This window comes from Solirubrobacter ginsenosidimutans, assembly GCF_027587205.1.
In genome coordinates, this window is record NZ_JAPDOD010000005.1 from 279,896 (window position 1) to 303,207 (window position 23,312).

General features: G+C 70.6%; 21 protein-coding genes. 11 read left to right on the plus strand and 10 right to left on the minus strand.

The window, feature by feature from the left end:
• Positions 1-82: 82 nt before the first annotated feature.
• The 4 genes from coxB to OM076_RS09525 are packed head-to-tail and all read left to right on the plus strand — an operon-like array spanning position 83 to position 4,475.
• Positions 83-1,102 carry a cytochrome c oxidase subunit II gene (gene coxB, locus OM076_RS09510; RefSeq protein ID WP_270039392.1) on the plus strand — a complete coding sequence of 340 codons (1,020 nt, stop codon included), beginning with the start codon at positions 83-85 and terminating at the stop codon, positions 1,100-1,102.
• Positions 1,102-3,036 carry a cytochrome c oxidase subunit I gene (ctaD, locus tag OM076_RS09515; protein ID WP_270039394.1) on the plus strand — a complete coding sequence of 645 codons (1,935 nt, stop codon included), beginning with the start codon at positions 1,102-1,104 and terminating at the stop codon, positions 3,034-3,036. The genes coxB and ctaD overlap by 1 nt, the downstream gene beginning before the upstream one ends.
• A 3-nt stretch (positions 3,037-3,039) precedes the next feature.
• Positions 3,040-3,858, plus strand: coding sequence for a hypothetical protein (locus OM076_RS09520; protein ID WP_270039396.1), 819 nt, complete (start codon positions 3,040-3,042; stop codon positions 3,856-3,858).
• Positions 3,858-4,475 (plus strand): cytochrome c oxidase subunit 3, encoded by a 618-nt coding sequence (locus OM076_RS09525; protein WP_270039397.1) that lies wholly within the window; start codon positions 3,858-3,860, stop codon positions 4,473-4,475. Before OM076_RS09520 ends, OM076_RS09525 begins: the two co-directional genes overlap by 1 nt.
• A 120-nt stretch (positions 4,476-4,595) precedes the next feature.
• Here OM076_RS09525 and OM076_RS09530 read toward each other — a convergent pair whose 3' ends face one another.
• Together OM076_RS09530 and OM076_RS09535 are read right to left on the minus strand one after the other, a co-directional pair.
• The gene (locus tag OM076_RS09530; protein WP_270039400.1) at positions 4,596-5,582 is read right to left on the minus strand and encodes an endonuclease/exonuclease/phosphatase family protein; all 987 of its coding nucleotides are present in this window, start codon (positions 5,580-5,582) and stop codon (positions 4,596-4,598) included.
• A 9-nt stretch (positions 5,583-5,591) separates the two neighbouring features.
• Positions 5,592-6,332 (minus strand): c-type cytochrome, encoded by a 741-nt coding sequence (locus OM076_RS09535; RefSeq protein WP_270039401.1) that lies wholly within the window; start codon positions 6,330-6,332, stop codon positions 5,592-5,594.
• A 57-nt stretch (positions 6,333-6,389) separates the two neighbouring features.
• Here OM076_RS09535 and OM076_RS09540 point away from each other — a divergent pair, with 57 nt between their 5' ends.
• Entirely contained in the window at positions 6,390-7,574 is a 1,185-nt protein-coding gene (locus tag OM076_RS09540) for an MFS transporter (protein ID WP_270039403.1), read from the plus strand.
• Here the strand turns inward: OM076_RS09540 and OM076_RS09545 are convergent.
• Both OM076_RS09545 and OM076_RS09550 read right to left on the minus strand, forming a co-directional pair.
• Positions 7,561-11,439: a galactose oxidase-like domain-containing protein gene (locus OM076_RS09545; RefSeq protein ID WP_270039404.1), complete on the minus strand. Its 3,879-nt coding sequence runs from the start codon at positions 11,437-11,439 to the stop codon at positions 7,561-7,563. The genes OM076_RS09540 and OM076_RS09545 overlap by 14 nt on opposite strands.
• A gap of 84 nt (positions 11,440-11,523) precedes the next feature.
• The gene (locus OM076_RS09550; protein ID WP_270039405.1) at positions 11,524-13,116 is read right to left on the minus strand and encodes a glycosyltransferase; all 1,593 of its coding nucleotides are present in this window, start codon (positions 13,114-13,116) and stop codon (positions 11,524-11,526) included.
• Between the two features lie 48 nt (positions 13,117-13,164).
• On the opposite strand from OM076_RS09550, the gene OM076_RS09555 reads away from it, so the two are divergent.
• From OM076_RS09555 to OM076_RS09565, 3 genes are read left to right on the plus strand one after another with little or no spacing between them, the layout of a single operon-like run.
• Entirely contained in the window at positions 13,165-13,434 is a 270-nt protein-coding gene (locus tag OM076_RS09555; RefSeq protein WP_270039406.1) for a hypothetical protein, read from the plus strand.
• 11 nt (positions 13,435-13,445) lie between these two features.
• Positions 13,446-13,847 carry a hypothetical protein gene (locus tag OM076_RS09560; protein WP_270039408.1) on the plus strand — a complete coding sequence of 134 codons (402 nt, stop codon included), beginning with the start codon at positions 13,446-13,448 and terminating at the stop codon, positions 13,845-13,847.
• Between the two features lie 60 nt (positions 13,848-13,907).
• The gene (locus tag OM076_RS09565) at positions 13,908-16,019 is read left to right on the plus strand and encodes a diguanylate cyclase domain-containing protein (RefSeq protein ID WP_270039409.1); all 2,112 of its coding nucleotides are present in this window, start codon (positions 13,908-13,910) and stop codon (positions 16,017-16,019) included.
• Here OM076_RS09565 and OM076_RS09570 read toward each other — a convergent pair.
• From OM076_RS09570 to OM076_RS09595, 6 genes are all read right to left on the minus strand, one after another.
• Positions 15,973-16,647: a hypothetical protein gene (locus OM076_RS09570; protein WP_270039411.1), complete on the minus strand. Its 675-nt coding sequence runs from the start codon at positions 16,645-16,647 to the stop codon at positions 15,973-15,975. The genes OM076_RS09565 and OM076_RS09570 overlap by 47 nt on opposite strands.
• Before the next feature lie 64 nt (positions 16,648-16,711).
• Positions 16,712-16,915 (minus strand): cold-shock protein, encoded by a 204-nt coding sequence (locus OM076_RS09575; RefSeq protein ID WP_270039413.1) that lies wholly within the window; start codon positions 16,913-16,915, stop codon positions 16,712-16,714.
• 147 nt (positions 16,916-17,062) lie between these two features.
• Positions 17,063-17,473, minus strand: a complete 411-nt coding sequence (locus OM076_RS09580) for an HIT family protein (protein WP_270039415.1) — start codon at positions 17,471-17,473, stop codon at positions 17,063-17,065.
• Positions 17,466-17,843, minus strand: a complete 378-nt coding sequence (locus OM076_RS09585; RefSeq protein WP_270039416.1) for an SRPBCC family protein — start codon at positions 17,841-17,843, stop codon at positions 17,466-17,468. Before OM076_RS09585 ends, OM076_RS09580 begins: the two co-directional genes overlap by 8 nt.
• On the minus strand, positions 17,840-18,529 hold the full coding sequence (locus OM076_RS09590) for a type 1 glutamine amidotransferase (protein WP_270039417.1): 690 nt from the start codon (positions 18,527-18,529) through the stop codon (positions 17,840-17,842). The genes OM076_RS09585 and OM076_RS09590 overlap by 4 nt, the downstream gene beginning before the upstream one ends.
• Positions 18,529-19,779: a sulfatase family protein gene (locus OM076_RS09595; RefSeq protein ID WP_270039418.1), complete on the minus strand. Its 1,251-nt coding sequence runs from the start codon at positions 19,777-19,779 to the stop codon at positions 18,529-18,531. Before OM076_RS09595 ends, OM076_RS09590 begins: the two co-directional genes overlap by 1 nt.
• Positions 19,780-19,794: 15 nt before the next feature.
• On the opposite strand from OM076_RS09595, the gene OM076_RS09600 reads away from it, so the two are divergent.
• Genes OM076_RS09600 through cysC form a run of 3 tightly spaced genes read left to right on the plus strand, consistent with a single transcriptional unit; the run spans position 19,795 to position 23,174 of the window.
• Positions 19,795-20,496: a Stf0 family sulfotransferase gene (locus tag OM076_RS09600; protein ID WP_270039420.1), complete on the plus strand. Its 702-nt coding sequence runs from the start codon at positions 19,795-19,797 to the stop codon at positions 20,494-20,496.
• A complete protein-coding gene (cysD, locus tag OM076_RS09605; protein WP_270039422.1) occupies positions 20,493-21,374 on the plus strand; it encodes a sulfate adenylyltransferase subunit CysD in 882 nt (293 codons plus the stop codon). Before OM076_RS09600 ends, cysD begins: the two co-directional genes overlap by 4 nt.
• Entirely contained in the window at positions 21,375-23,174 is a 1,800-nt protein-coding gene (cysC, locus tag OM076_RS09610) for an adenylyl-sulfate kinase (protein WP_270039423.1), read from the plus strand.
• The last annotated feature ends 138 nt before the right edge of the window (positions 23,175-23,312 follow it).

A 23,312-nucleotide genomic window follows, 5' to 3' on the forward strand; every position in this document is an offset into this window, starting at 1 on the left:
CGCCTCCATGGGCCTTGAGGAGAGGACTCAGACCGCCGGGCCTCGGCCCGACCGTCCGCATGCACGCATCGACTGGCGCCAGATGGTTGGCGTCGGCGTCATCGCGTCCGCGCTCGGCATCGCCGCCGGGCTGCTGATCGACTGGTTTCCCGTCTCGGCTTCCAAAGAAGCGAAGTCGATCGACACCCTCTGGGACGTCCTGATCATCTTTTCCGTCCCCGTGTTCGTCGGGGTCACGACGGTCGTCCTGTTCTCAGTGCTCAAGTTCCGGATGCGCCCCGGCGAGGAGAACCTCGACGGGCCGCCGATCCACGGCAACACGCGCCTGGAAGTGATCTGGACCGCGATCCCCGCGATCATCCTGGTTGGGTTGTGCACCTACGCGTTCGTGGTGCTCGAGGACGTCGAGGCCGCCGCGCCCAACCCGGTCAAGGTGCGGGTCGTCGGCGAGCAGTTCGCCTGGACGTTCTTCTACACCGGCGCCGACGGCAAGGAGATCAAGACCGCGTCGCACCAGCTGCACGTGCCGATCGATCGCCAGGTGCAGTTCACGCTCCAGTCCAAGGACGTCCTGCACGACTTCTGGGTTCCGGCGTTCCGCATCAAGAAGGACGCGGTGCCGGGGATCGACGTCACGTACTCCGTCACGCCCAACCGGCTCGGCGCGTACCCGATCGTCTGCGCGGAGCTGTGCGGGCTCGGGCACGCGGTGATGCGCTCCAGCGCCGTGGTGCAGTCCCAGGCGGACTACGAGAAGTTCCTCTCCGGCCTGGGCAAGCCCGCCGCGCCCGCCGGCGGCGCGGGCGGCGGTGCCGCGCCCGCGGAAGACGGCAAGACGGTCTTCAACTCGTCCGCCGGCAACTGCAAGGCGTGCCACACGCTCGCCGACGCGGGAGCGACCGGCACGATCGGCCCTGACCTCGGCACCGTGCTCAAGGGCAAGGACGAGGCGTTCATCAAGGACTCGATCGTGGACCCGAACAAGGTGATCGCGCCCGGCTATCAGGCCGACATCATGCCGCCGGACTTCGGTCAGACCTTGACGCCGGCCCAGGTCGACGCTTTGGTGAAGTACCTTTCTGATGTGACCAAGGGGGGCTGATGGCAGTCCGACTGCGTGCACCTGGTATCCCACGGGCGTTTGCGTTCCTCGTTCTCGGCGTGCTGTTCTGTGCCGCGATCATCATCGGCATCCGGGAGGCCTATGGGTGGCCCGTCTTTGTCGACGGGGGGATCGTCACCAAAGCCCAGAACGGGATCCTGCTGCTGTCGCTGCTGATCGCGCCGCTCTGGTTCCTGGTCGGCCTCGGCGCCTTCGACTACTGGTTCCGCTGGGCGGTCGGCAAGCCGACGATCCCCGAGGATCACTCGGGCCACGGCGCGACGTCCTGGCGCGACTACTTCCGGGTCAACACCGATCACAAGGTGATCGGGATCCAGTACGTCGTCACGTCGTTCTTCTTCATGCTCGTCGGCGGCCTGCTGGCGATGATGGTCCGCGCCGAGCTGATGGCCCCGGGCCGCCAGTTCGTCGACGCGGGCACGTTCAACGGGCTCTTCAGCGTCCACGCGTCGCTGATGATCTTCCTGTTCATCATCCCGGTCTTCGCCGGGCTGGCGAACTTCGTCCTGCCGCTGATGATCGGCGCGCCGGACATGGCCTTCCCGCGCCTGAACGCCCTGTCGTTCTGGATGCTGCCGATCGCCGGCATCATGATGGCCTCGTCGTTCTTCGCGCCCGGCGGCTCGTTCGCGACCGGCTGGACGGCGTACACGCCGCTCTCGACGAGCGCGCCGATCGGCCAGATGTTCTTCACCATAGGGGTGCAGTTCGCGGGGGCGTCATCGATCGCCACCGCCCTGAACTTCCTCGTGACGATCATCACGATGCGCGCGCCCGGCATGTCGTTCTGGCGCATGCCGCTGCTGGTTTGGGCGAACTTCTCGACCTCGCTGCTGGTCGTCATCGCCACCCCGTTCATCGCCGCGTCGCAGTTCTTCGTGCTCTTCGACTACGCGCTGCACTTCAACTTCTTCCGCCCCGAGCGCGACGGCGACGTGCTGATGTACCAGCACGTCTTCTGGTTCTACTCGCACCCGGCGGTCTACATCATGATGTTGCCGGGCTTCGGGATCATCTCCGAAGTCCTCAGCGTGAAGGCCCGAAAGCCGATCTTCGGCTACCGGATGATGGCCTTCTCGCTGCTGGCCATCGTGCTCCTGGGCTTCACGGTGTGGGCGCACCACATGTTCGTCTCGGGCATGCAGGACTGGATCCGCATCCCGATGATGGTCACGACCGCGATCATCGCGGTGCCGACCGGCATCAAGATCTTCAGCTGGCTCGCGACGCTGTGGAAGGGCGTCCTGCACGTGGACACGCCGATGCTGTGGGCGCTCGGCTTCCTGACGATGTTCACGCTCGGCGGCATCTCGGGCGTGGTGCTCGCGATGGTGCCGATGGACATCTACGTCTCGGACACCTACTTCATCGTCGCCCACATCCACTACGTGCTCTACGGCGGCTCGCTGTTCACGATCTACGCGGGCGTCTACTACTGGTTCCCGAAGATGACCGGGCGGATGTTCGACGAGCGCCTGGGCAAGCTGCACTTCTGGCTGACGTTCGTGTCCTTCAACGCGACGTTCGGCCCGATGCACCTGATCGGCGTGAAGGGCATGCCCCGGCGGGTGTCGGACTACGCCGAGCAGTTCGCGGCGTGGAACCTCTTCATCTCGCTGAGCTCCTTCGTGCTCGGGCTCTCGACGCTCGTGTTCGTCTACAACATGGTCGCGTCGTGGCGCGGCGGGCCGCGCGCCCCCTCGAACCCGTGGAAGGCGCTCACGCTCGAGTGGCAGGTGTCCTCGCCGCCGCCGATCTTCAACTTCGATCGCGTCCCGACGGTGGTCGGCGGCCCGTACGAGTACGGCGTGCCGGACGCGGTCCACGGCATCTTCAAGCCCGCCGAAGAAGCGCGGCCGAAAACACCCGCAGGCGCCACCGGCGCCGAGGCGGAGTCGGAGCAGGGGGTCTAGCCAGTGCCGACGGTGCTCATCCTCGCGAACGAGACGATCGCCGGCAAGGCGCTGCTCGATCGCATCCGCGAGCGCAGTGAGGAGGGGGCGCGCTTCTTCGTCGTCGTCCCCCAAACCCGGCCGCGGCATGGCAACGTGATCTACGACGAGGTCGTGCGCGACTCCGCGCAGGTCCGCGTGGACCTTGCCGTGGAGTTCATCCACGACCTCGGCGCGGCCGCCTCGGGCGAGGTCGGCGACGCCGATCCGTTCAACGCCGCCATGGACGCCACGCGCGCCCAGCCGATCGACGAGATCCTCGTCTCCACGCTGCCCGAGACGGCCTCCGGCTGGCTGCGGCGGGATCTGATCGAGCGCTTGGAGGAAGCGACGAACGTGCCGGTCGAGCACGTGGTCGTGGACCTCGCGGCCGAGGGGCTGCCGTTCGGCGTCACGCTCGTGGTTGCCAACCTGACCGCCGCCGCGCCGGAACTGGTCGAACGCTTGAAGGCGCTCGCGCAGGAAGGGCCGCGGCGCTTCATCGTGGTCGTTCCCCAGAGCGGCCGCCAGGGCCACCGGGTGCGCGAGGCGCGCCAGCGGGCGCGGCGCCTGCTCGCCGGGCTCGACGACGCCGGCATCGTCGCCGCCGGGATGATCGGGGACCCCGATCCCTACACGGCGGTCATGAACGCCGTCCAGTACTTCCACATCTCGGAGATCGTCATCTCGACCCTCCCCGAGGGCAGCTCGCAGTGGGTCGCGGACAAGCTCGTCGACCGCGTGCGCGGGGCGACCAACGTCCCGGTCGAGCACATCGAGTCGCGCGCGAAGGCGGAGGCGTAGTGGCTGCTGCCGCCGTCGGGGCGCACGACGCCCACGACGACCACCATCACGGCCCGCCTGAGGCCAACCGCTCCTCGCGGGTCGAGCCCGCGTTCCTCGGGATGCTGCTTTTCATCATCTCGGAGGTCATGATCTTCGGGGCCTTCTTCACGGCCTACTTCTTCATCCGGGTCGTGGGCGGCGCCGAATGGCCGCACGCCGGCGACACGCTCCCGAAGCTGATCGCCGGCTTCAACACGGCGATCCTGGTCTCGTCCTCCTTCACGCTGCATTACGCGCAGGAGTCGATCAAGAAGAACAACCGGCTCGGGCTGCAGCTGGGAATGGTCACGACGTTCCTGCTCGGCCTGACGTTCCTCTTCATCCAGGTCAACGAGTACGTCCACATCGGCTTCGCGCCGCAGGACCATGCGCAGGGCTCGATCTTCTACGGCTTGACGGGCCTCCACGGCGCCCACGTGACCATCGGCCTGATGCTGCTGCTCTTCGTCACGATCCGCTCGTTCCGCGGCCACTTCTCCGCCGATTCCTACCGCGGCATGGAGATCCCGGGGATCTACTGGCACTTCGTCGACGTGATGTGGATCGTCGTGTACTTCACCGTCTACATCATCTGAGCCGGTGGCGCTGAACCCGCTGCGATCCGAAGGCGAGGCGTTCCGCCTCCTGCTCTACGTCATCGCCGTCTTCCTGGCGGCGATGGTGATCTTCTTCGTCGTCAAAGCGCTCTAGGCCCGCTAGCGGGCGGGCAGGGCGAACTCCACCCACAGCGGGTAGTGATCGCTGATGCGGAAGGTGCTGTCACCTTCCGCCGGGTCGCGCTCGAGCAGCGCGTCCCACTGGATGGTCCCGGCGGACGTGCGATCGAAGCCCAGCGCGCCCTCCTGGCCCTGGGCGATCCAGGCCACCTGATCGAAGGCGGTCACCTCGCCCGGCTTCTCCCCCACGGTGCGCGGGAGGCCGGCGAGGCTCGGGTCGGGCGTCAAGCCGTTGTTCACGAGGGCCTGGAAGCCGAGGTCGCCCTGCTCGGCGATGTTGAAGTCCCCGAGCGCGATCAGATTGCGGCGGAAGTCGTCGGGCGTCTTCGGAGACGGGTCCTTGACGCTGAGCCGCAGGAGATCGGCGAGCGCGCCCGCCTCCTTGGCGCGCTGGGCGACGTCATCGCCCCAGATGACGTGGACCGACGCGAGCGTGAACGGGTTGCCGGCGCTGACGAAGCTGACCAGGAACGGCGTGCGCGCGAACTGGCGCCCGATCTCCAGGCGCGCCGTGTCCTCGACCGAGAGCACGAGCTCTCCCGCCAGCCCCGACGGCTTCACGCGGCGCTGGTCGAACAGGAACGCGAGCCGCTCGTGGTTGCCCGCCGCGCCGCGCACGACGTCGGTGACGATGAACGACCACTCGGGACCGAGGCTGCGCGCGATCAGGCGCAGCCCGATCAGGTCGTCGCGGACCTCCTGGACGGCGACGACGTCGAAGCGGCTGATGATCTCCGCCAGCGCCCACACGTCGGCCAGGTTGCGCTTGGGCGAGTCGCTGGGAGTGTTGGTCCAGCGCGGCCCGACCGTCCCGAGCATCCGGACGTTCCACGAGGCGACGAGCAGGTTGCGGTCGAGCACCTTGCCGGGCACGAGGGCGTCGAGCTTCGCCGACAGGGCGAGTTGATCCTGGATCACCGCGATCGGCGGCGGTCCGGCGTCAGAGAGGGGGATGGCCGCCGGCACCCCCCGACACTACTTGACGGTGAGCTTGCCTTCCATGCCGCCCTCGCGGTGGCCGGGGACCGAGCAGAAGAACGTGTAGGTCCCGGGCTTGAGGTCGGCGCTGAACTGCGACACGCCGCCGCTGGTGACGACCTCGCCCTTCTCGTTGACGCCGTTGCCCTCGATCGCGATGTCGTGCTGCGTGGGCTGCGGGTTCTCGGACTTGACCGTGACCTGACCCGCCGTCGCGGTCGCGTCGGCGAACTTGTAAGCGAGGCCGGAGGCGGCGACCGGGATGTCCAGCGTCCCGCCCTGTTCGGTGGCCGTGCCCTCGGCCTTGGAGGCGCCGACGGCGGCCAGCGGGCCGGTGTCCTCGCCGGGTTCGGCCACCGCGCTGGCGACGTAGGCCGCCACGTCACGCGCGTCCTCGCCCGTGACGATCCCGGGCTTCATGAGCGGCAATTCCTTGCCAGTCGCAGGGTCAACCTGAGCGTTACGGTTGGGGTGGGCGATCTGGCCTTCGACGATGCCGGCGAAGGTGCTGTCCTTCATGCCGTCGGCCCGGGACTGGCGGAACGCCTCGTCGAGGTTCGGGCCGGTCACGCCGGAGGCCCCGGCGCGCGCCAGCGTGTGGCAGGCCGCGCAGTTGGTGACGAACTGCTGCTTGCCGTTGACGAGGTCCTCGCCGCCGTTCTTGAGCTGGCAGCCGGTCAAGGCGAGCGTCGTGACGACGCTGCCGACAACGACACGCCCAAAGCTGCCTCTCTCCATGGCGCGGAATCCTAACCGTCATCGAGGACGAGGGAGCTGCCGCCTAGAGTTCGGGGGATGACCGTCGCCTCCGGGCGGCTTCGGGCAGGGGCGTTCGGGGTCGTCGCAGCGAGCTGGTTCGCGATGATGGCGGCGTCCAACGTCGCCACGCCGCTGTACGCGATCTACGAGCGCGAATTCGGGTTCTCGAAGGCGGTTCTGACGCTGGTCTTCGCCACGTACGCGCTCGTGCTCGCGCCGTCGCTGCTGGTCTTCGGGCAGCTCTCGGACCGCCTCGGGCGCCGGCGGGTGATGGCGACGGGCTTCGCCACCGCGACCGTCGGCCTCGTCCTGTTCGCCGGCGCGAGCAGCCTCGTCTGGCTGTTCGCCGCGCGTGCGGTGCAGGGCCTGGCGATCGGGATGATCAGCGGCGCCGCGGCCGCGGCGCTGTTCGAGCTCGACCCGGCGCCGCAGGAGGACCGCGCGGCGCTCTTCTCCGCGCTCGCGCAGGCGGGCGGGAGCGCGTCCGGGCCGCTGATCGCGGGCATGCTGGCCGAGTGGGCTCCGGCCCGGCTCGTGCTGCCGTTCGTCGTCTTCATCGGGCTGGGCGTCGCCGCGACGGTCGCCGCACTGGCGATCCCGGAGCCCGGGCGGGTGCGCGGCGGGCGCTTGACGATCGTCCGGCCGAGCGTGCCGGCCGAGATCCGCGTGCTGTTCGCGCGCGTGAGCCTCACCGGCGCGCTCGTCTGGGCCGTCGCGGCGTTCTTTCTCTCGGTCGTGCCGTCCTATGCCGCGGAGCTGCTCGATACGTCGAACCTGGCGCTCCTGGGAGCGATCAGCGCGGTGATGCTCGCCGCGTCCTGCGTGGCGCAGATCGCGGCGCGCGGCGGCAGCAGCTATGCCCGCATGCAGGCCGGCGGGCTCGTTCTGCTCGCGCTCGGGCTGCTGGCGCTCGCATTGGCATTCCCCACCCGCTCACTGCTCGTCCTGCTGTTCGCCGGCCTGCTCTGTGGGGCCGGACACGGCCTGGGCTTCCTCGGCGGCCAGGCGCAGCTGAGCCTCGCCGCCCCGCCCGATGAGCGCGGCGCGGTCAACGCGGCGTTCTACACGTTGATCTACCTCGGTGTGGCGACCGCCGTCGTGTCGACGGGCCTGCTCACGCTGCACTTCGCGCTGTCGACGGCGGTGACGGCGTTCACGATCGTCGTGGGGACGTTCGCAACGGTCACCGCCGTCTGGCACATGCGCTCTACGGCGCGCTGAGGATCTCGATCGCGGCGAAGTTCCAGCGGTCGGCGGTCGGCGCGCTGTCGTCCAACGTCACCGTAGTCCCCGCCACCGGCGTCAGCGCGTCGCGGCGTTGCGCCCAGTACGTGTCGCCGCTGGGGCTGAAGTACTGGTCGACCAGGGTCTGCCCGGCGCCGAGCGTGCGGCCGACCGCCTTATCCCAATCGATGCCGACGCCCCAGACCCAGCTGCCGGCCCGCGTCGTCGTGAGCGACACCCGCGGCGCGCCGTTCGCCGCGCTCGCACCCGCCGCGGCGCCGAGCGTCGCCGTGTCCGCGCCGGCGAACGCGGCGACGGTCATCGCCCCTTGCGCCTTGCCACCGGCGCGCGTGGCGGTGAAGACCACGTTGGTGAGCGCGGCAGGCGCGACCGCCTGCCAGATCTCCGCCGCGCCGGCCTGCGTATTCGCCCGCTGACGGAGCCGCCAGGTCAACCCTCCGCCGGTCACCGAGCTGAACGATTGCGATCCGGCCCCGCTCGGACCGTCCGAGGCCAGGAAGGCGACGAGCAGCTCGCCGGGCCGTGTCGTGGTCACGGGCGGCGAGGCGATCGTGGTGGTGTCGGCCGACTGGTGCGTCGAAACGACCTTGTCGAGGCTCACCGGATCGGCCGCCGTGGTCGTGACGCTCACTTCGCCGGTCCTTGCGCCGAGGTTGCCGGCGGCGTCGTAGGCGGCGACGGCGTACGCGTACGTCGTCCGCGGGCTCAGGCCCTGATCCGTGTAGCTCGGCGTGGGCGTGGTGCCGACCTCGACCCCGTCCCGGTAGACCCGGTAGCCCGAGACCGCGGCGTTGTCGGTCGCCGCGGTCCACGTCAGCGAGGCCGTCGTGGATGTCGCTGTGCCGGCCAGCCCGCTCGGGGTCGACGGCGGCGTGTGATCCGACGCGGCGGTCGCGTGCGCCTCCGCGGAGGCCGCGCCGACGTTGCCGGCCGCGTCCTCGGCGCGCACGCGGTAGTAGTACTCGCCGGCGGCCAGCCCGTTGTCGACGTAGCCCGTCGTCGTGCTCTCCCCCACCTTGTTGGCCGCCGACGGCGTGAAGCCACTGGTCGTCGAGCGGTAGACGTTGTAGTGGGCGACGCCGACGTTGTCGGTCGCCGGCGACCAGCTCAGCGACGCGCCACCGAGCGTGCCGGCGGCCGCAAGGTTGCCGGGAGCGCTCGGAGCGACGTCGTCCTCGTACGGAGCCGGGAAGCGCACGTAGGAGGCGACCGACGGCACGCCCTGGGCGTTGACGATCGAGAGCAGGTAATAGCCGGGGGGAGCGAAGTTGCCGTCGGCCGGCATCTTGACGTCGATGCCGCCGACCGTCTGCGTGAACTCGAGCGACAGCGCACGCGCGTTTTGATCGAACGCGTGCGTGACCGAGCCGGTGCGGATCAGCGACACGCGCGACACCGAGCCCGAGTCCGGGGTCCCGATGAACGTGCTCTCGCCCCAGTGGACGGTCGCCGGAGCGGAGGTGATCGTCGGTCGGGGCCCCTTGAAGAGATAGGGCGGCGAGTAGATCTGCGCGCTCTTCTGGTCGGTCACCCCGGTGTCGGAGCCACCTCCCGCGACGTACACACGGCCGTCGGGCAACAGCACCGCGACCGAGTGATACAGCCGCGGGACCGCCATGGCGGCGAGCTTGGTCCAGACACCGGTTGCCGGGTCCCAGGACTCGGCCGGCAGCACGCCGTTGGCGTCGATCTGCGCCGACTTGTCGGTCCCGCCGCCGGTGGCCAGCACGGTGCCGTCGGGGAGGTTGGTCAGATTCAGGAAGCTCCGCCGGTAACTCATCGACGCCGTGGGCTGCCACGCCGGAGTGGCCTGGTTCATGTCAAGCGTGTAGGCGGTGCTCGCGGACTGGCCGGAGAAACCGCCGTCGGAAGCGGTACCCGCCTTCATGAACTTGCCCGGCGCGTAGTTGACGGCGCTGCCGCCGTCGAGCATCCGCGAGTCGACGGTGCGCCACTGATTGGTGGCGAGATCGAGTGTCTCGGTCGGTGTCGGCTCCTCGGAGGCGCCGATGCGGATCAGCTTGCCGTCGGGGAGCTGGTACACGAACGAGTAGTACGGGATCGCCTTGCTGGCGGCGGTCAGCTCGGTCCACCGGTTCGCCACGGGGTCGTAGACCTCGGGGATCGGCACGATGTCCGTCGCGCTGCGGTTGGAGCCCGAGGTGACGATGACCTTGCCGTCGGCGAGGGTCGTCGCCGTCGCGTACCAGCGCGGGTAGTGCATCGGCGCGAGCTGCGACCACGTGAGCGTCTTCCAGTTGTACGCCGTCGCGTCGGCCAGGCCCAGCGGGCCGCCGGTCTCGGAGCGGGTGTCGGTGCCGCCGGCGACGTTCACACGGCCGTCGGCGAGCACGGCCTGGGCGGCGCAGAACAGGTTCGCGACCGCGTCCGGGAGCGGCGTGACCGCATTGGTGGCGGGGTCGAACTGATACTGCGAGCCGCCCTGGGTGAAGGTCCCCTGGAAGAGCAGGATCTTGGCGGTGGGCGTGAGCGCCGAGTGGATCGCGACCGCTGGGAGCGGGATGACCGGCCCCCACTGGCCGACCTGGGCGGGGTCATTGGCGTTGTTGGCGACGGTGACCGAGACCGCGGCCGAGCTCGCCATGTTCCCGGTCGTGTCCAGGGCGCGCGCCGTGAGCGTGTGCAGCCCGTTCACCGCCGTGGTCGTATCCCACGTGGCGGTGTAGGGCGCCGACGCGTCCTGGCTCCCGAGCGCCGCCCCGTCGAGCAGGAACTGCACGCCGGCGACGGCGACGTTGTCGGTCGCGTCGGCCCGCACCGTCACGGTGCCGGAGAGCGACGCGCCTGCCGCCGGAGCGCTGATCGAGACCGTCGGCATCGTCGTGTCCGGAGCCGGCGTGGTCACGGCCAGCTCGTCCGAGGGGGCGGAGAGGTTGCCGGCGCCGTCGTATGCCCGCACCGTGTAGGTGTAGGCGCCGCCGGCCGACACCCCGGTGTCGGCGAAGGTCGTGCCGCTCGGCGTGCCGATCTGCGTGCCGTTGCGGTACACGCGGTAGCCGGCGACGCCGAAGTCGTCGGTGCTGGCGTTCCAGCGCAGGTCGACCCGCGCGGCGGTGACCGAATCGGTGCGCAGCGCCGCAGGCGCCGACGGGGCCTGGGTGTCGGTGCCCGCCGGCAGGATCTCGATCGTCGAGAGGTTCCACCGGTCGTTCGTGGGCGCGGTGTCGCTGATCGCGACCGTCGAACCGGCAGTCGGCGTCGGATCGGTCTGGCGCTGGAGCCAGAACGTGTCACCGGCGGGAGCGAGGAACTCGGCGACCTTCGTCTGGCCGGAGCCGACGGTCCGCCCGACCGCCCGGTCCCAGTCGCTGCCGACGCCCCACACCCACGCGCCGGGGCGGGTTGTCACCAGCGTGGCGCTCGGCGCGCCCGTGGCGCCGTTGCCGCTCCCGGTGGCGGGCGTGGCGGCGGTCTCCGCGCCGCTGAATGCGGCCACGGTGAGCGTGCCCTGGTAGGACCCGGTGAGCCGCGTCGCCGTGATCGTCTGGTTCGTCATCGGCTGCGGCGCCACCGCGGTCCAGATCTCGCTCGTGCCGTTCTGGACGTTCGTGCGCCGGCGCAGTGTCCAGGTGAGGCTGCCGCCCGTGACGCTCGAGAACGTCTGTGCACCTGAGGCCGTCGGTCCGTCTGAGGAGACGAACGCGACCAGCAGCTCGTTCGCCGCCGTCGTCGTCAGCGCCGGCGAGACGATCGTCCTCGCGGCGGTCGATTGGTTCGTGGTGACCAGCTTGTCGACGGCCAGGCCCGCAGCGTGCGCGTCGGTGGCCGTTCCCAGTCCGATGAGGACACATCCAATGAGGAAGATCCGACGTAGCGGCATGACCGCTTTTACCGACGAGCAGGATTGGCGATCAATTCCGTTAGTACAGGATCCTGTCCGACGTGACCGATTTCTGACAGCGAGTCAGGACGGTTGCTGCAGCGCTTCGAGTTCTCCCCGCGCCGCGGCAATGACCGTGCGCGCGACGCCGTCCCACGAGTAGCGGGCGCGCGTCGCCTCGACCATCGCCGCGCGGGTCGCCGCCCGCAGGTCCTCCGGGGCCTCGAGCCAGCCCGAGAGGGCGGCCGCGAGCTGCGCGACGGCCTCAGGGCCGATGTCGAAGGAGAGCCACGGGTGGGCGGCCTCCGGCACGGCCGCCGCCAGGGTGCGGGCGACTTCGCCGAGCCCCGAGTGGTTCGCCACGACCGGTAGCGCGCCGCAGGCGGCGGCTTCCGCCGCGACCATCCCGAACGCCTCCGGGAAGGTGCTCGTGACCGCCATCGCCTCGGCGGCGGGCAGCAGGTCGGCGAGCTCGGCGTGATCCAGGCGGCCGGCGAACGCGACGCGATCGGTGAGGTCGGCGGCAGCCTCGCGATACGCGTCGGCGTCGGCGAGCCCGGCGAAGAACGCGGCGAGCTGCGGCAGCTCGCGTCCGTCCTCCCCGCGAGTCTGCGCCGCGGCGGCGAGATCACCCGCGGCCAGCTGCGCCGTGAGCCGCTGGAGCCCTTCCCTGAACGCCCCGAACCCGACGACCACGAGCCGCGCCCGGGGCTCGCGCGCGAGGACGAGGGGAAGCGCGGCGAGCAGCAGCTCCACGCCCTTGGAGGCGATCAATTTGCCCACGAACACGATCAGCCGGTCGCCGGCCTCGATCGTGTCGAGCGCGACGACCGCCTCGCGGACGTCGCGGGTGAATGACGAGACGGGCGCGGCGAGATCGTCGGGCTCGACCTCGTCCGCGGGCATGGAGTGGGCGGTCGCGCGGGGGGCGGACGGCGCGGCCGACGCCGCCGCCGCCGCGAGGCGGTCGCGGAGCGCCGTGAGGCCCGCGCGGGCCGCTGCCGGCTCTCGTGGGGCGAAGCGGGCGATGTCCACGCCCGGCGGGCCCAACCGCGTTCGCGACGGCAGCGCCGGGTCGTCCATCTCGGCCCAGAGCGACTCGGCGGTGTGGCGGGAGCCGACGAGCACCCCGCGCGCGCCCGCCAGTCCTTCGACCGCGTAGGGCCGGAAGCGCGGGTACGGCTTGACGGTGTACTCCAGCGCGCTGCCGTGGATCTTCACCGCGTAGGGCACGGAATCGCCGAGCGCGCGGGCGAGGATCGCCGGGCCCATCACGAGGTGGTTCGCCAGCGCCACGTCGGGCCGCACCCGCTCGGCGACCTCGCGCACCGCGGCCACGTTCGCGGAGAGGTAGGCGTCCAGCTCACCCGTGCTCAGCTCGTTGAAGGGGCGGGCCGAGATGCCCTCGTAGACGTCGGCCACGTAGACCGGCAGCACGCCGCCCAGATCCGGCCGGTAGACCGTCGCGCGCGCGGGCGAGGAGCGGGTGACCAGCTCGAGCGAGCCGCTGTCCCACGAGCCCGCGGCGTCCACCCACTCGAGCTCGAAGGGCGAGCGCTCCTGGCAGAGCAGGTGCACCTCGTGGCCCGCGCGCACCAGCGCCGCGCCGAGCTCGGCGTTGTAGACGTTCGAGCCCGTGCCGAGGAGCAGGTAGCCGTGGAAGATGAGGATCTTCAAGTCGGCACACCCTAGCTCCGCCGCGCCCGCTGCTAGGGTTCCCGCGCAATGTCCGAGCGCCAGCTGTATCGCCTGCGCGCCCCTTCCTCTGGCCGCGAGGTTCTTCTCCCCGCCGAGCCCGATAAGGTCTACACCGACCACGACACGGGTGAACCGCTCGAGGTCGTAGGGAAGGTGCTTCCGCTGCACCCGTCGAAATCCAGCCTGCCATGGGCGGTCGACACGCTGAGGTTCTGCAACTGGTGCGATCAGCCCGCCCAGAAGGACCTCAACGACTGTCCCACGTGCGGCCGCCGCATGGCCGCGCTGCCCAGCTGAGAGGAGGGCGCTTGCGCCTCACGAAGCCGCGGCTCCTCGCCGTACCCATCATCGTGCTCACGTTCGCCGTCACCGCGTGCGGTTCGAACACCGTCACCGTCCAGGAGGTCCCGGGCGACCCGGTCGCGCTGACCGTGCCCGGCACCGGCGAGGCGTTCGCCCCGACCGCCACGCCCACGCCCACGGCGACCCCCACGACCACGCCCGATGCGGGCACGGCGCAGGCGACTCCCACGCCCACCGCGCCGGCCGGCGACGGCGGCGCGACGCAGACCACGCCGCAGGACACCACCGGCGGCGGCGCCCAGGCGCCCGCCGGGGCGGATTCGGCGACGAACGACCAACCGCCGCCCGGGGGCTCCGACGCCCAGCAGTACGAGGACTTCTGCGCCGCCAACCCTGGCGCCTGCTGACCCGCTGCAGACGATAGGTTCCCTCAAGGAGGAACCGGTCTGGACGATCAACCAGGTGAAATGCGTCCGCTTCACCGTCTCGCCCGTGAGGCCGCCCAGTCGGCGTCGGCTGATCCGATTCGCGATGCGCTGAAGGCCGCGCTGCACGACCTGTACGCCCCGGCGATGCTGCGGGTGCTGGAGGTCTCACAGGACCGCGCGACCGCGGTTGAGCCCACCGAGCGCCTGCGGTTCGACGAGCACCAGTCGTCCGGCACCGCTCGCGTCGTCGCGACGCGCCGGCCGCTGATCGTCCCCGACGCGCTCACGAGCACCGAGATCGTCCCCGGCCGCGCCGAGCAGCACGGCATCGCCTCCGCCCTGTTTCTTCCCATCACGTGGGGTGACGACGTGCGCGAGGTGATCATCCTCGGCTGGCACGAGCGCCACGAGCCCAGCCACGAGGACGTCGCGTCGGGGCTGTTCGCCGCCGATCAGGCCGCCGCCGGCCTCGCCCGCATCGAGGCCGAGGCGCGCAGCGTCGCCGGCTCGGTCCAGGACCGTGCCGTCGTGCGCGCCGGCCGCGCGCTCAACGCCACGCTCGACCTGCAGGAGATCCTCCTCACGCTCGTGCACGAGGCGGCGCTGGCGCTCGAAGCCGACTTCAGCGGCGTCTACCTCGGCAATCGGGAGGACGGCGCGGTCGCCGCCGCCGGCTACAGCGTCCCGGAAGGCTGGCACGGCATCCGCCTGCGCTCGGGCGAAGGCATCGTCGGCCAGGTGCTCGCCAACGGTGAGACGTGCGTCAGCCACGACTACGAGCGCGACTTCGGCGACCAGGAACTCCCCGTCAGCCACGGCTTCCAGACCGCGCTCGCGGTCCCGATGGCCTGGAGCGACGAGCCGCGCGGCGTGCTCGCGATCGGCTGGAACGACCGCCACCGGATCAACGAGGAGGACCAGCACACGATCGAGGCGATCGCCGGCCTGGCCACCGTCGCGTGCCGCAACGCCGAGGCGTACGAGCACGTCCAGCACGCCGCCCGGACCGACGCGCTCACCGGCGTCCTCAACCACGGCGCGATGCAGGTCCGCGTGCGCGAGGAGATCGCCCGCGCCCGCCGTGACGGGACGCCGCTGGGCGCCGTCATCCTCGATCTCGACGACTTCAAGGCCGTCAACGACTCCCGCGGCCACGCCGCCGGTGACGAGCTGCTGCGCGGCGTCGCGGCCGCCCTCCAGCAGGAGCTGCGCCCGTACGACCAGGTCGCCCGCTACGGCGGCGACGAGTTCGTCCTGCTGCTCCCCGGCTCCGACGAGGAGATGACCGCGCACGTCGCCGAGCGCTGCCGTGACGCGATCGGCGGGAAGTGCTCGATCGGCGTCGCCGCCTGGCATGACGGCCTCGACGCCAACGGGCTGCTCGAGCAGGCCGACCGCGCGCTGATGCTCGCCAAGCGCACGGGCAAGGGCCGCGTCGCGATCGCCAACCCGGAGGTCGAGCGCGAGCTCGCGCTGCTGCAGTCCCAGGCGGGCTCACCCGCGGCCGTGCAGGCCCTGGCCGCCGCGATCGAGGAGCGCGACCACTACACCCGCGAGCACTCCGACGAGGTCGTGCGGCTCTCGCGCGGCGTCGCGATGATGCTCGGCCTTCCTTCCGACGCCGTCGACCGCATCGCCCACGGCGCGCTCCTGCACGACGTCGGCAAGCTCGCGATGCCCGCCGAGCTGCTCAGCAAGGAAGGGCCGCTGACGCCCGAGGAGTGGGGGGTCATGTCCCAGCACCCGATCGCGGGCGAGCGGATCCTGGCCCGCACCAAAGACCTCGCCGGCGTCGCCCCCATCGTCCGGCACGAGCATGAGCACTGGGACGGCAGCGGCTACCCGGACGGTCTCGCCCGCCACCGGATCCCGATCGGCTCACGCGTCGTGCACGCCGCCCACGCCTACGTGGCGATGCGGACGGCGCGCCCCTACCGCGACGCGCTCCCGAGCGACGAGGTCATCGCGCAGTTGCGTTCCGAGGCAGGCACCAAGTTCGACCCCGACGTCGTCGACGCGCTGCTCGACCTGCTGGGCCACAACGTGCCCGACGTCCCCAATCGTGCGGCGGGCGTCAAGCTCGTCGCGCAGACGCCCGCCGAGCCTAAGTCCCGTCGGTCGTCGCAGCCGGGTTGGGTACCGGGCGGGTGACGAGCGTCGCCGAGTAGGTCAACCGCGCCTTGTAGAGGCAGCGGTACTGCGCGACCTGCTTGAGGGTGCTCTGGGCGGTCTGCGTCGCGGCGTCATCGCACTTGCCCTTCGGGCGCGACGCGCGCCACGAGGAGTGGTCGGTCAGCACCGGTGTGAGCGCCGGCGCCCAGGTCGGAACCGTCAGGGCGATGACATATCCCTTCTTGACATTGAGCGCCCGGCCGAGCGGGAACTGCACCGTCTGGCCCAGATACGGGGCCAGTTGCTGGATCGGGCTCTGGCTCACGACGCGCGAGTAGAGCGTCTTGCCCGCGCGCAGGATGGTGAGGCGCGCGGAGGCGGGGCCGCCGAGGCCCTTGTCGAAGAAGGAGATCTGCTCGTCGGTGGGCTTCCCGAGCGCGATCGTCCACGCGACGATCTTCCCGTCCTCGGGAACGACGAACGAGCCCCGGTCGTCCGCGACCTTGATCTGGTACCCCGTGGTGCGGGAGACCGCTACACAGGGGGTCGCGGGACAGGCCGGAGCGACGTCCGTCCTCCCGACTTCAACGATCTTCGCCGACGCGGGCGCAGCGGTGACCAGGGCGGCTACCAGCGCAGCGAGGCCGATGAATGGGCGATGGCTCATCGCCCGAATGAAACACGACGAGGTCCCGGGGGATGCGGTTCCCCCCGGTTTGCGACCTCTCCTCTCAGATCTTCTGGACGTTGATCGCCTTCGGACCCTTGTCGCCGTTCTCCTCCTCGAAAGAGACCTTGGCGCCTTCGCTCAGCGAACGGTAACCGTCGCCGGTGATACCGGAGAAATGCACGAACAGATCGCGCCCACCCCCGTCGGGCGTGATGAAGCCGAAGCCCTTCTCGTCCGAGAACCACTTGACCGTGCCGGTGCCCACAGAGAACCCCACTTGCAGCTCGGCGTGAGTTGTCCACGCCGTACATATTTCGACCGGCCGGTGCGCCCGGTCCCAACAGGGGGAGACGCTATACATGGATGTGGCTCTCCCGCAACCGTTGGCGGAGGGTGCTGGGCGTGGAGATGTCTACGCGGTGAGTGCTCGTGCAGCGGCTGCGATCTCGTCGCGGTCGCCCGGCGCGGGCTGCCAGGGCAGCCGCAACGTGTCCCCTTCATAGCGCGGAATCACGTGCATGTGGAAGTGAAACACGGTCTGCCAGGCCAGCGGGCCGCAAGAGTTGATCAGGTTCACGCCGTCCGCCGACAACTTCTCCGTCACCCGCCGCGCCATCACTTGGGCCGTTCGGGTCACTGCGGCGAGGTCCTCGGGTTCGATCGCCAACAAGTCCTTCGAGTGCGCGCGCGGGATTACCAACAGGTGCCCTCGCGAACCCGGGTTGATGTCCATGAAGGCGATCGTCCGCTCGTCCTCGTAGACCCGGGTCGACGGAATGTCACCCGCGGCGATCTTGCAGAACAGGCAGTTGGGGTCAGACATCGGCCTCGACGAGGCGACGGATCGCGTCCAACGTGCCCATGACCTCGGGGTCGGGCGCGTTGCCGTGGACCGTCGCGACGTAGAGCGTGAGTCGCGAGCCGTTCTCGTCGGGGTCGACCTGCAGCCAGCCGTTGTAGTCGCTGCCCTCGGCGCCCCACTCGATGCGCCGCTTGGCGTCGTCGGTCCGGAACCAGGCCTCGCCGTGCTGCGTGTGACCGTCGTAGCGGGCCTCGACGGTGACCTTGTCGCCGTCGTGGGGCTTCGCGCTGGTCATCTGCGGCACGTAGTGCGGGAGGTTGGAGACGTCGGCGAGCGCGGCATACACCTTGTCTGCATCCGCGGCGACGTGATGAGTGTGCTCGTGCTTCACACGCGGGAGGCTACAGCCACCAGACCCGCGCGGGCGGCGAAGCCGTCGAACAGCGTCTCGGCCGCCCTGGCCGCGGCGCCGGCGTGGCGTCGCGTGGCGTCGTCCAGCGCTTCGCGGGTGGAGCCGGCGCGCTCGAGATCGCCGTGGTCGTCGTCCGCCCATTCGCTGACGATCACGGGCGTCACTTCGGGATGGAACTGCACCGCGAGGTGCCGGCAGTGACAGAACGCCTGCACGCCGAATGCGTTGGACGCGAGCTCGTAAGCCAGCGGCGGGAGCGTGAAGGAGTCCTCGTGCCAGGCGAGCCACGGACCCGACGGCAGCCGGTCCGCGTCGAGGGTCTTCACCGTGACCCAGCCCACCTCGGGCCGCTCGAGCCTGCGCACGCAGCCGCCGAGCGCGGCGGCGAGCGCCTGGGCGCCGAAGCAGATGCCGAGGATGGGGAGCGCCGCCGCGTCGGCCGCGCGCAGCCACTCGATCTCCTCCTCGACCCAGTCCGGTCCCCCGCCGGCGGCGGTGGCGCCGGACCCGAGGGCGACGACGAAGTCGGGATCTCGCGGGTCCGGGTAGGGCTCGCCGAGGTCGGTGCGGACCACCTGCAGGGTGATCTGGCGACGCGCGGCCCAGTCGGCGAGCCGCCCGGCCGGAGCGTCGGCCTGCGTCTGAAGGACGATTCCGTGTGGCATCAGGCCCTCGTCGTCGGCTCCGCCGGGGAGCGCTGGTCGGCCGTGTTGTACTCCGTCCCGGGCGCGGGCGCGATCGGGCCGTCGAGCAACGGGTCGGCGGTATCGACCATCCAGCGGTGCAGCCGCTTGCGCAACTCCGCCGCGATCGCAGGCTCGTCGTCGACGATGTTGTTCGCCTCGTTGGGGTCGAAGACGAGGTCGTACAGCTGCTCGGTGGGGGCGTCGCGCTCCGCCAAGCCGTGGGCCAGTAGATAGTCCTTGCTGGGGCTGTCGTCGATGTTGGCGAGCACAGGTCTCTCGTAGCGCCGGATGTACTTGTACCGCTTCGTGCGCACCGCTCGCTGCGGCTCGTACGCGGCGTGGAACGTGATCTCCGCAAACACCGCGTCGTTGACCTCGCTCAGCAGCGACTTCCCGCGCAGCCACGCGGGCCGCTCGATGCCGAGCACGTCGCAGATGGTCGGGAAGATGTCGATCTGGGACACGAGCGCGTCGGAGACCTTGCCGCCCGTGAAGCCGCCGGGACCGCGCACGATCAGCAGCACGCCGATGCCGCGATCGGTCAGCGTCGCCTTGGCGCCCGGGAACGCGAGCCCGTGGTCGGTGGTGAAGATCACCAGCGTGTTCTCGTCCTCGATCGCGTCGAGCACCGTGCCGACACCCTGGTCCAGGGCGCGGGCGCTGGCCTTGTAGGCCGCCATGTCACGGCGTGTGACCGGCGTGTCGGGAAGGTTGGCCGGCGGCAGCGAGTAGAGCGCGTCGCGGACGGACGTGGGCTCGAAGAAGTCCCGGTGGGTCTCGAAGAAGCCGACGCTGAGGAAGAACGGGCCGTCGGCGTTGCGGATGACGCGGGCCGCGGCCGGGGCGACCTCGCTCGCCTGGTGCGAGCGCAGTTCGACGACGTCGTCGTAGCCGATGTCGTCCGGGTCGGCGGAGACGTGCTGCTCACCGATAAGCGTGCTGGTGTAGCCCGCGTCGCGCAGTGTGTGGACGAGGTGGTGGTGGTAGTCCGCGAGGCGGTAGCCCCGGTGCGCCAGGCCCAGCATCCCGTTCGTGTGGCTGTACTCGCCCGTCAGCAGCGCGGCGCGACTGCCGGAGCAGACGGGGGCCGCCGAGAACGCCTGGCGGAACAGCAGCCCCTGGTCGGCGAGCCGCTGGATGTTCGGCGTCGGGACCTGGTGACCGTACGGCTGGATGTGGCGCCCGGTGTCGTGCGAATGCAGGTAGACGATGTTCGGACGCAAAGTCATGTAATCCTATCGAGTATGTCTGGATTGATCGTGTGCGCGACGCAGCGGAGCGGAAGCACCTTGTTGTGCGAGCTGCTGAAGGCCACCGGGGTGGCGGGCGTGCCGAACGAGTACTTCCAGCACTTCAAGGACTCAGGCATCGCCGACCAGCCGCGCCAGTACCTGGCGGGCGTGAGCGACCCGTCCGTGTTGGGGCTCTTGCCGCCGCTCGATCCGGGCGTGCCGGAGACGTCGTTCGACTTCGAGGCCGTCCGGCGGGCGGGCACGACGCCGAACGGGGTCTTCGCCGCGAAGATCATGTGGAGCCATACACCGGACCTGTGGGTGCGGTTAGGGGAGCGTTCGCTTGAGGACGTCTTCGGGCCGCTGCGCTACGTGCAGGTGGTGCGGCGCGACAAGGTCGCGCAGGCGGTGTCCCTGTGGACGGCGATCCAGACGCAGGCCTGGCGGTCGGGCGACTCGCCGGTCGCCGAGCCGGTCTATTCGTTCGCGGCGATCAAGCATCTGACCGAGTGGCTGGCGGCGGGTGAGCGCGGGTGGACGGAGTGGCTGCGCGGGCGCTCGCCCGACGTGGTCGTGTACGAGGACTTTGCGCGGGACCCGGGGCCGACGATCGAGATCCTGGCCGGGGTCAAGGCTCCCCCCTCGCCGCTGCTGCGTCAGTCGGGCTCGCGGTCTTCGGCCTGGGCGGCTCGGTTTGCTTCGGAGGCAGCATGAATCAGCTGGAAGCGCTGGAGGCCGAGGCGGTCTACGTGATGCGCGAGGTCGCCGCCGAGTTCGAGCGGCCGGTGCTGCTGTTCAGCGGCGGCAAGGACTCGATCGTGCTGCTGCGGCTGGCCGAGAAGGCGTTCCGGCCCGCCAGGTTCCCCTGCCCGATCCTGCACATCGACACCGGCCACAACTTCCCGGAGGTGCTCGCGTTCCGCGACCGCCGCGTGGCGGAGCTGGGCGAGCAGCTGATCGTGGCGAAGGTGCAGGACTCGATCGACGCCGGACGGGCTTTCGAAGACGGCCCGTCGCGCAACCGGCTGCAGACCGTCACCTTGCTCGACGCGCTGCGCTCGGGGCGCTTCGACGCCGCGTTCGGGGGCGCGCGGCGCGACGAAGAGCGCGCGCGGGCGAAGGAGCGCGTGCTGTCCTTCCGCGACGAGCTCGGCCAGTGGGAGCCGCGCAACCAGCGGCCCGAGGTGTGGGATCTGTTCAACACCGTCGTGCGCCGCGGCGAGAGCGTGCGCGCGTTCCCGATCTCCAACTGGACCGAGCTCGACGTGTGGCGCTACATCGAGGCGGAGGAGCTGGAGGTGCCGTCGATCTACTACGCCCACGAACGTGAGGTGTTCGACCGCGACGGGATGCTGTTCGCGGTGTCCGAGTTCACGCCTTCGAACGGGTCGCGCGTGTTCGTCGAGCGGGTGCGCTACCGGACCGTGGGCGACCTGACGGTGACCGGAGCGGTGCGCTCTTCGGCGGGGGACATTCCCGCGATCCTCGATGAGACGGCGCGCTCGACGTTGTCCGAGCGCGGCGCGACCCGCGCCGACGACCGGACGTCCTCCGCCGCGATGGAAGACCGCAAGCGCGAGGGGTATTTCTAGATGGATCGTGACCTGTTGCGGATCGCCACGGCGGGCTCGGTCGACGACGGCAAGTCGACGCTCATCGGCCGGCTGCTGCTGGACTCCAAGCAACTTCTCGACGATGTCCAAGAGGATGACCTCGCCCACGTCACCGACGGCCTGCGCGCGGAACGCGAGCAGGGCATCACGATCGACGTGGCCTATCGCTTCTTCGCCACGGCGCGGCGCTCCTTCATCCTCGCCGACACGCCGGGCCACGTGCGCTACACGCGCAACATGGTCACGGGCGCGTCGACCGCGGATCTCGCCCTGGTGCTGATCGACGCCCGCAAGGGCCTGCTGGAGCAGTCGCGGCGACACGCGTACCTCGCCGCGCTGCTCGGCATCCGGCACCTGGTGGCGTGCGTGAACAAGATGGACCTCGTCGGCTTCTCGGCGGAGCGCTTCGGCGAGATCTCGGCGGCGTTCGGGGCGCTGGGGGCGCAGCTGGGGATCGCCGACGTGCGGGCGGTGCCGATCTCGGCGCTGGAGGGCGACAACGTCGTCGATCCGTCGCCGCGGCTGGCGTGGTACGAGGCGCCGCCGCTGCTGGCGCAGTTGGAGCGCGTGGAGATCGACCGTGACCGCAACCTCGACGAGGTGCGCTTCCCGGTGCAGTGGACCGTCCGGGCGGGTGACTACCGCGGGTACGCGGGACGGGTCGCGGGCGGGGTGCTGTCGACCGGAGACGAGGTCGTGGTGCTGCCGTCGGGCTCCCGCTCGCGAGTCGCGGCGATCGACACCCCGCAAGGACCCGTGGCGCAGGTCTCGCCCCCGATGGTCGCGACCGTGCGCCTGGAGGACGAGCTCGACGTCGGCCGTGGCGATCTGTTGGTGGCGCCGGGCGCGGAGCCTGAGGTGGCGCGCGAGCTCGAGGCGACCGTGTGCTGGATGGTCGAGGCGCCTGCCCGCGTCGGCGCGCGGTACCTGCTCAAGCACACGACGCGGCGCGTGCGGGCGAACATCGCCGAGATCTCGGCGCGGCTGGACATCTCGTCGTTCGAGCAGTCGCCGGCCGAGGAACTCGGGCTCAACGACATCGGGCGGGTGACGCTGCGCACCGCGGCGCCGGTGCTCGCCGACCCCTATGCCTCAAACCGCGCGACCGGCGCCTTCATCCTGATCGACGAGCGCACCCACGACACGGTCGCGGCGGGGATGGTCGAGTCGGCCCGGGTGGGACGCGTCGCGGAGGTCGAGCACTCGCCCGACATCCGCTGGCACCCGAGCGCGCTGGAACGTTCCGTCCGTTGGGGCGCCACCGGACAGCGCGGCGCGACGCTGTGGCTGACGGGGCTGCCCGCATCCGGCAAATCGACGATCGCGGTGGCGGTGGAGCGCGCGCTGCTCGAGTCCGGCCGCTTCGCCTACCTGCTCGACGGCGACAACCTCCGTCACGGGCTCTCGGGCGACCTGGGCTTCGATCCCGCCTCGCGCTCGGAGAACATCCGCCGCGTCGCCCACGTGGCGCGGCTGTTCGCCGACGCGGGCGCGGTGGCGGTCGTCTCGCTCGTCTCCCCGTTCCGCGAGGACCGGCTGAACGCGCGACGGCTGCACGAGGCGGCAGGACTGCCGTTCGTGGAGGTGTTCGTCGACACGCCGATCGAGGAGTGCGCGCGGCGCGACCCCAAGGGGTTGTACGCGCGGGCCCGCGCCGGGCGGCTGACCGGGATGACCGGCGAGAACGCGCCGTACGAACCACCCGAGGCGGCCGAGTTCGTCATCCGCGCCGAGCCGACCGACGTGTCGGCGCGACGCCTCGTGGAGGCGATCGCGTGACCGCCGCGACCACACGCGCCGGAGCCGCGGCGCCGCGCGCCGCAGGACCGTCCGCCGCCGCGCCACGCGCCGCAGGACCGTCCGCCGCCACGCCACGCGCCGCAGGACCGTCCGCCGCCACGCCGCACGCCGCAGGAC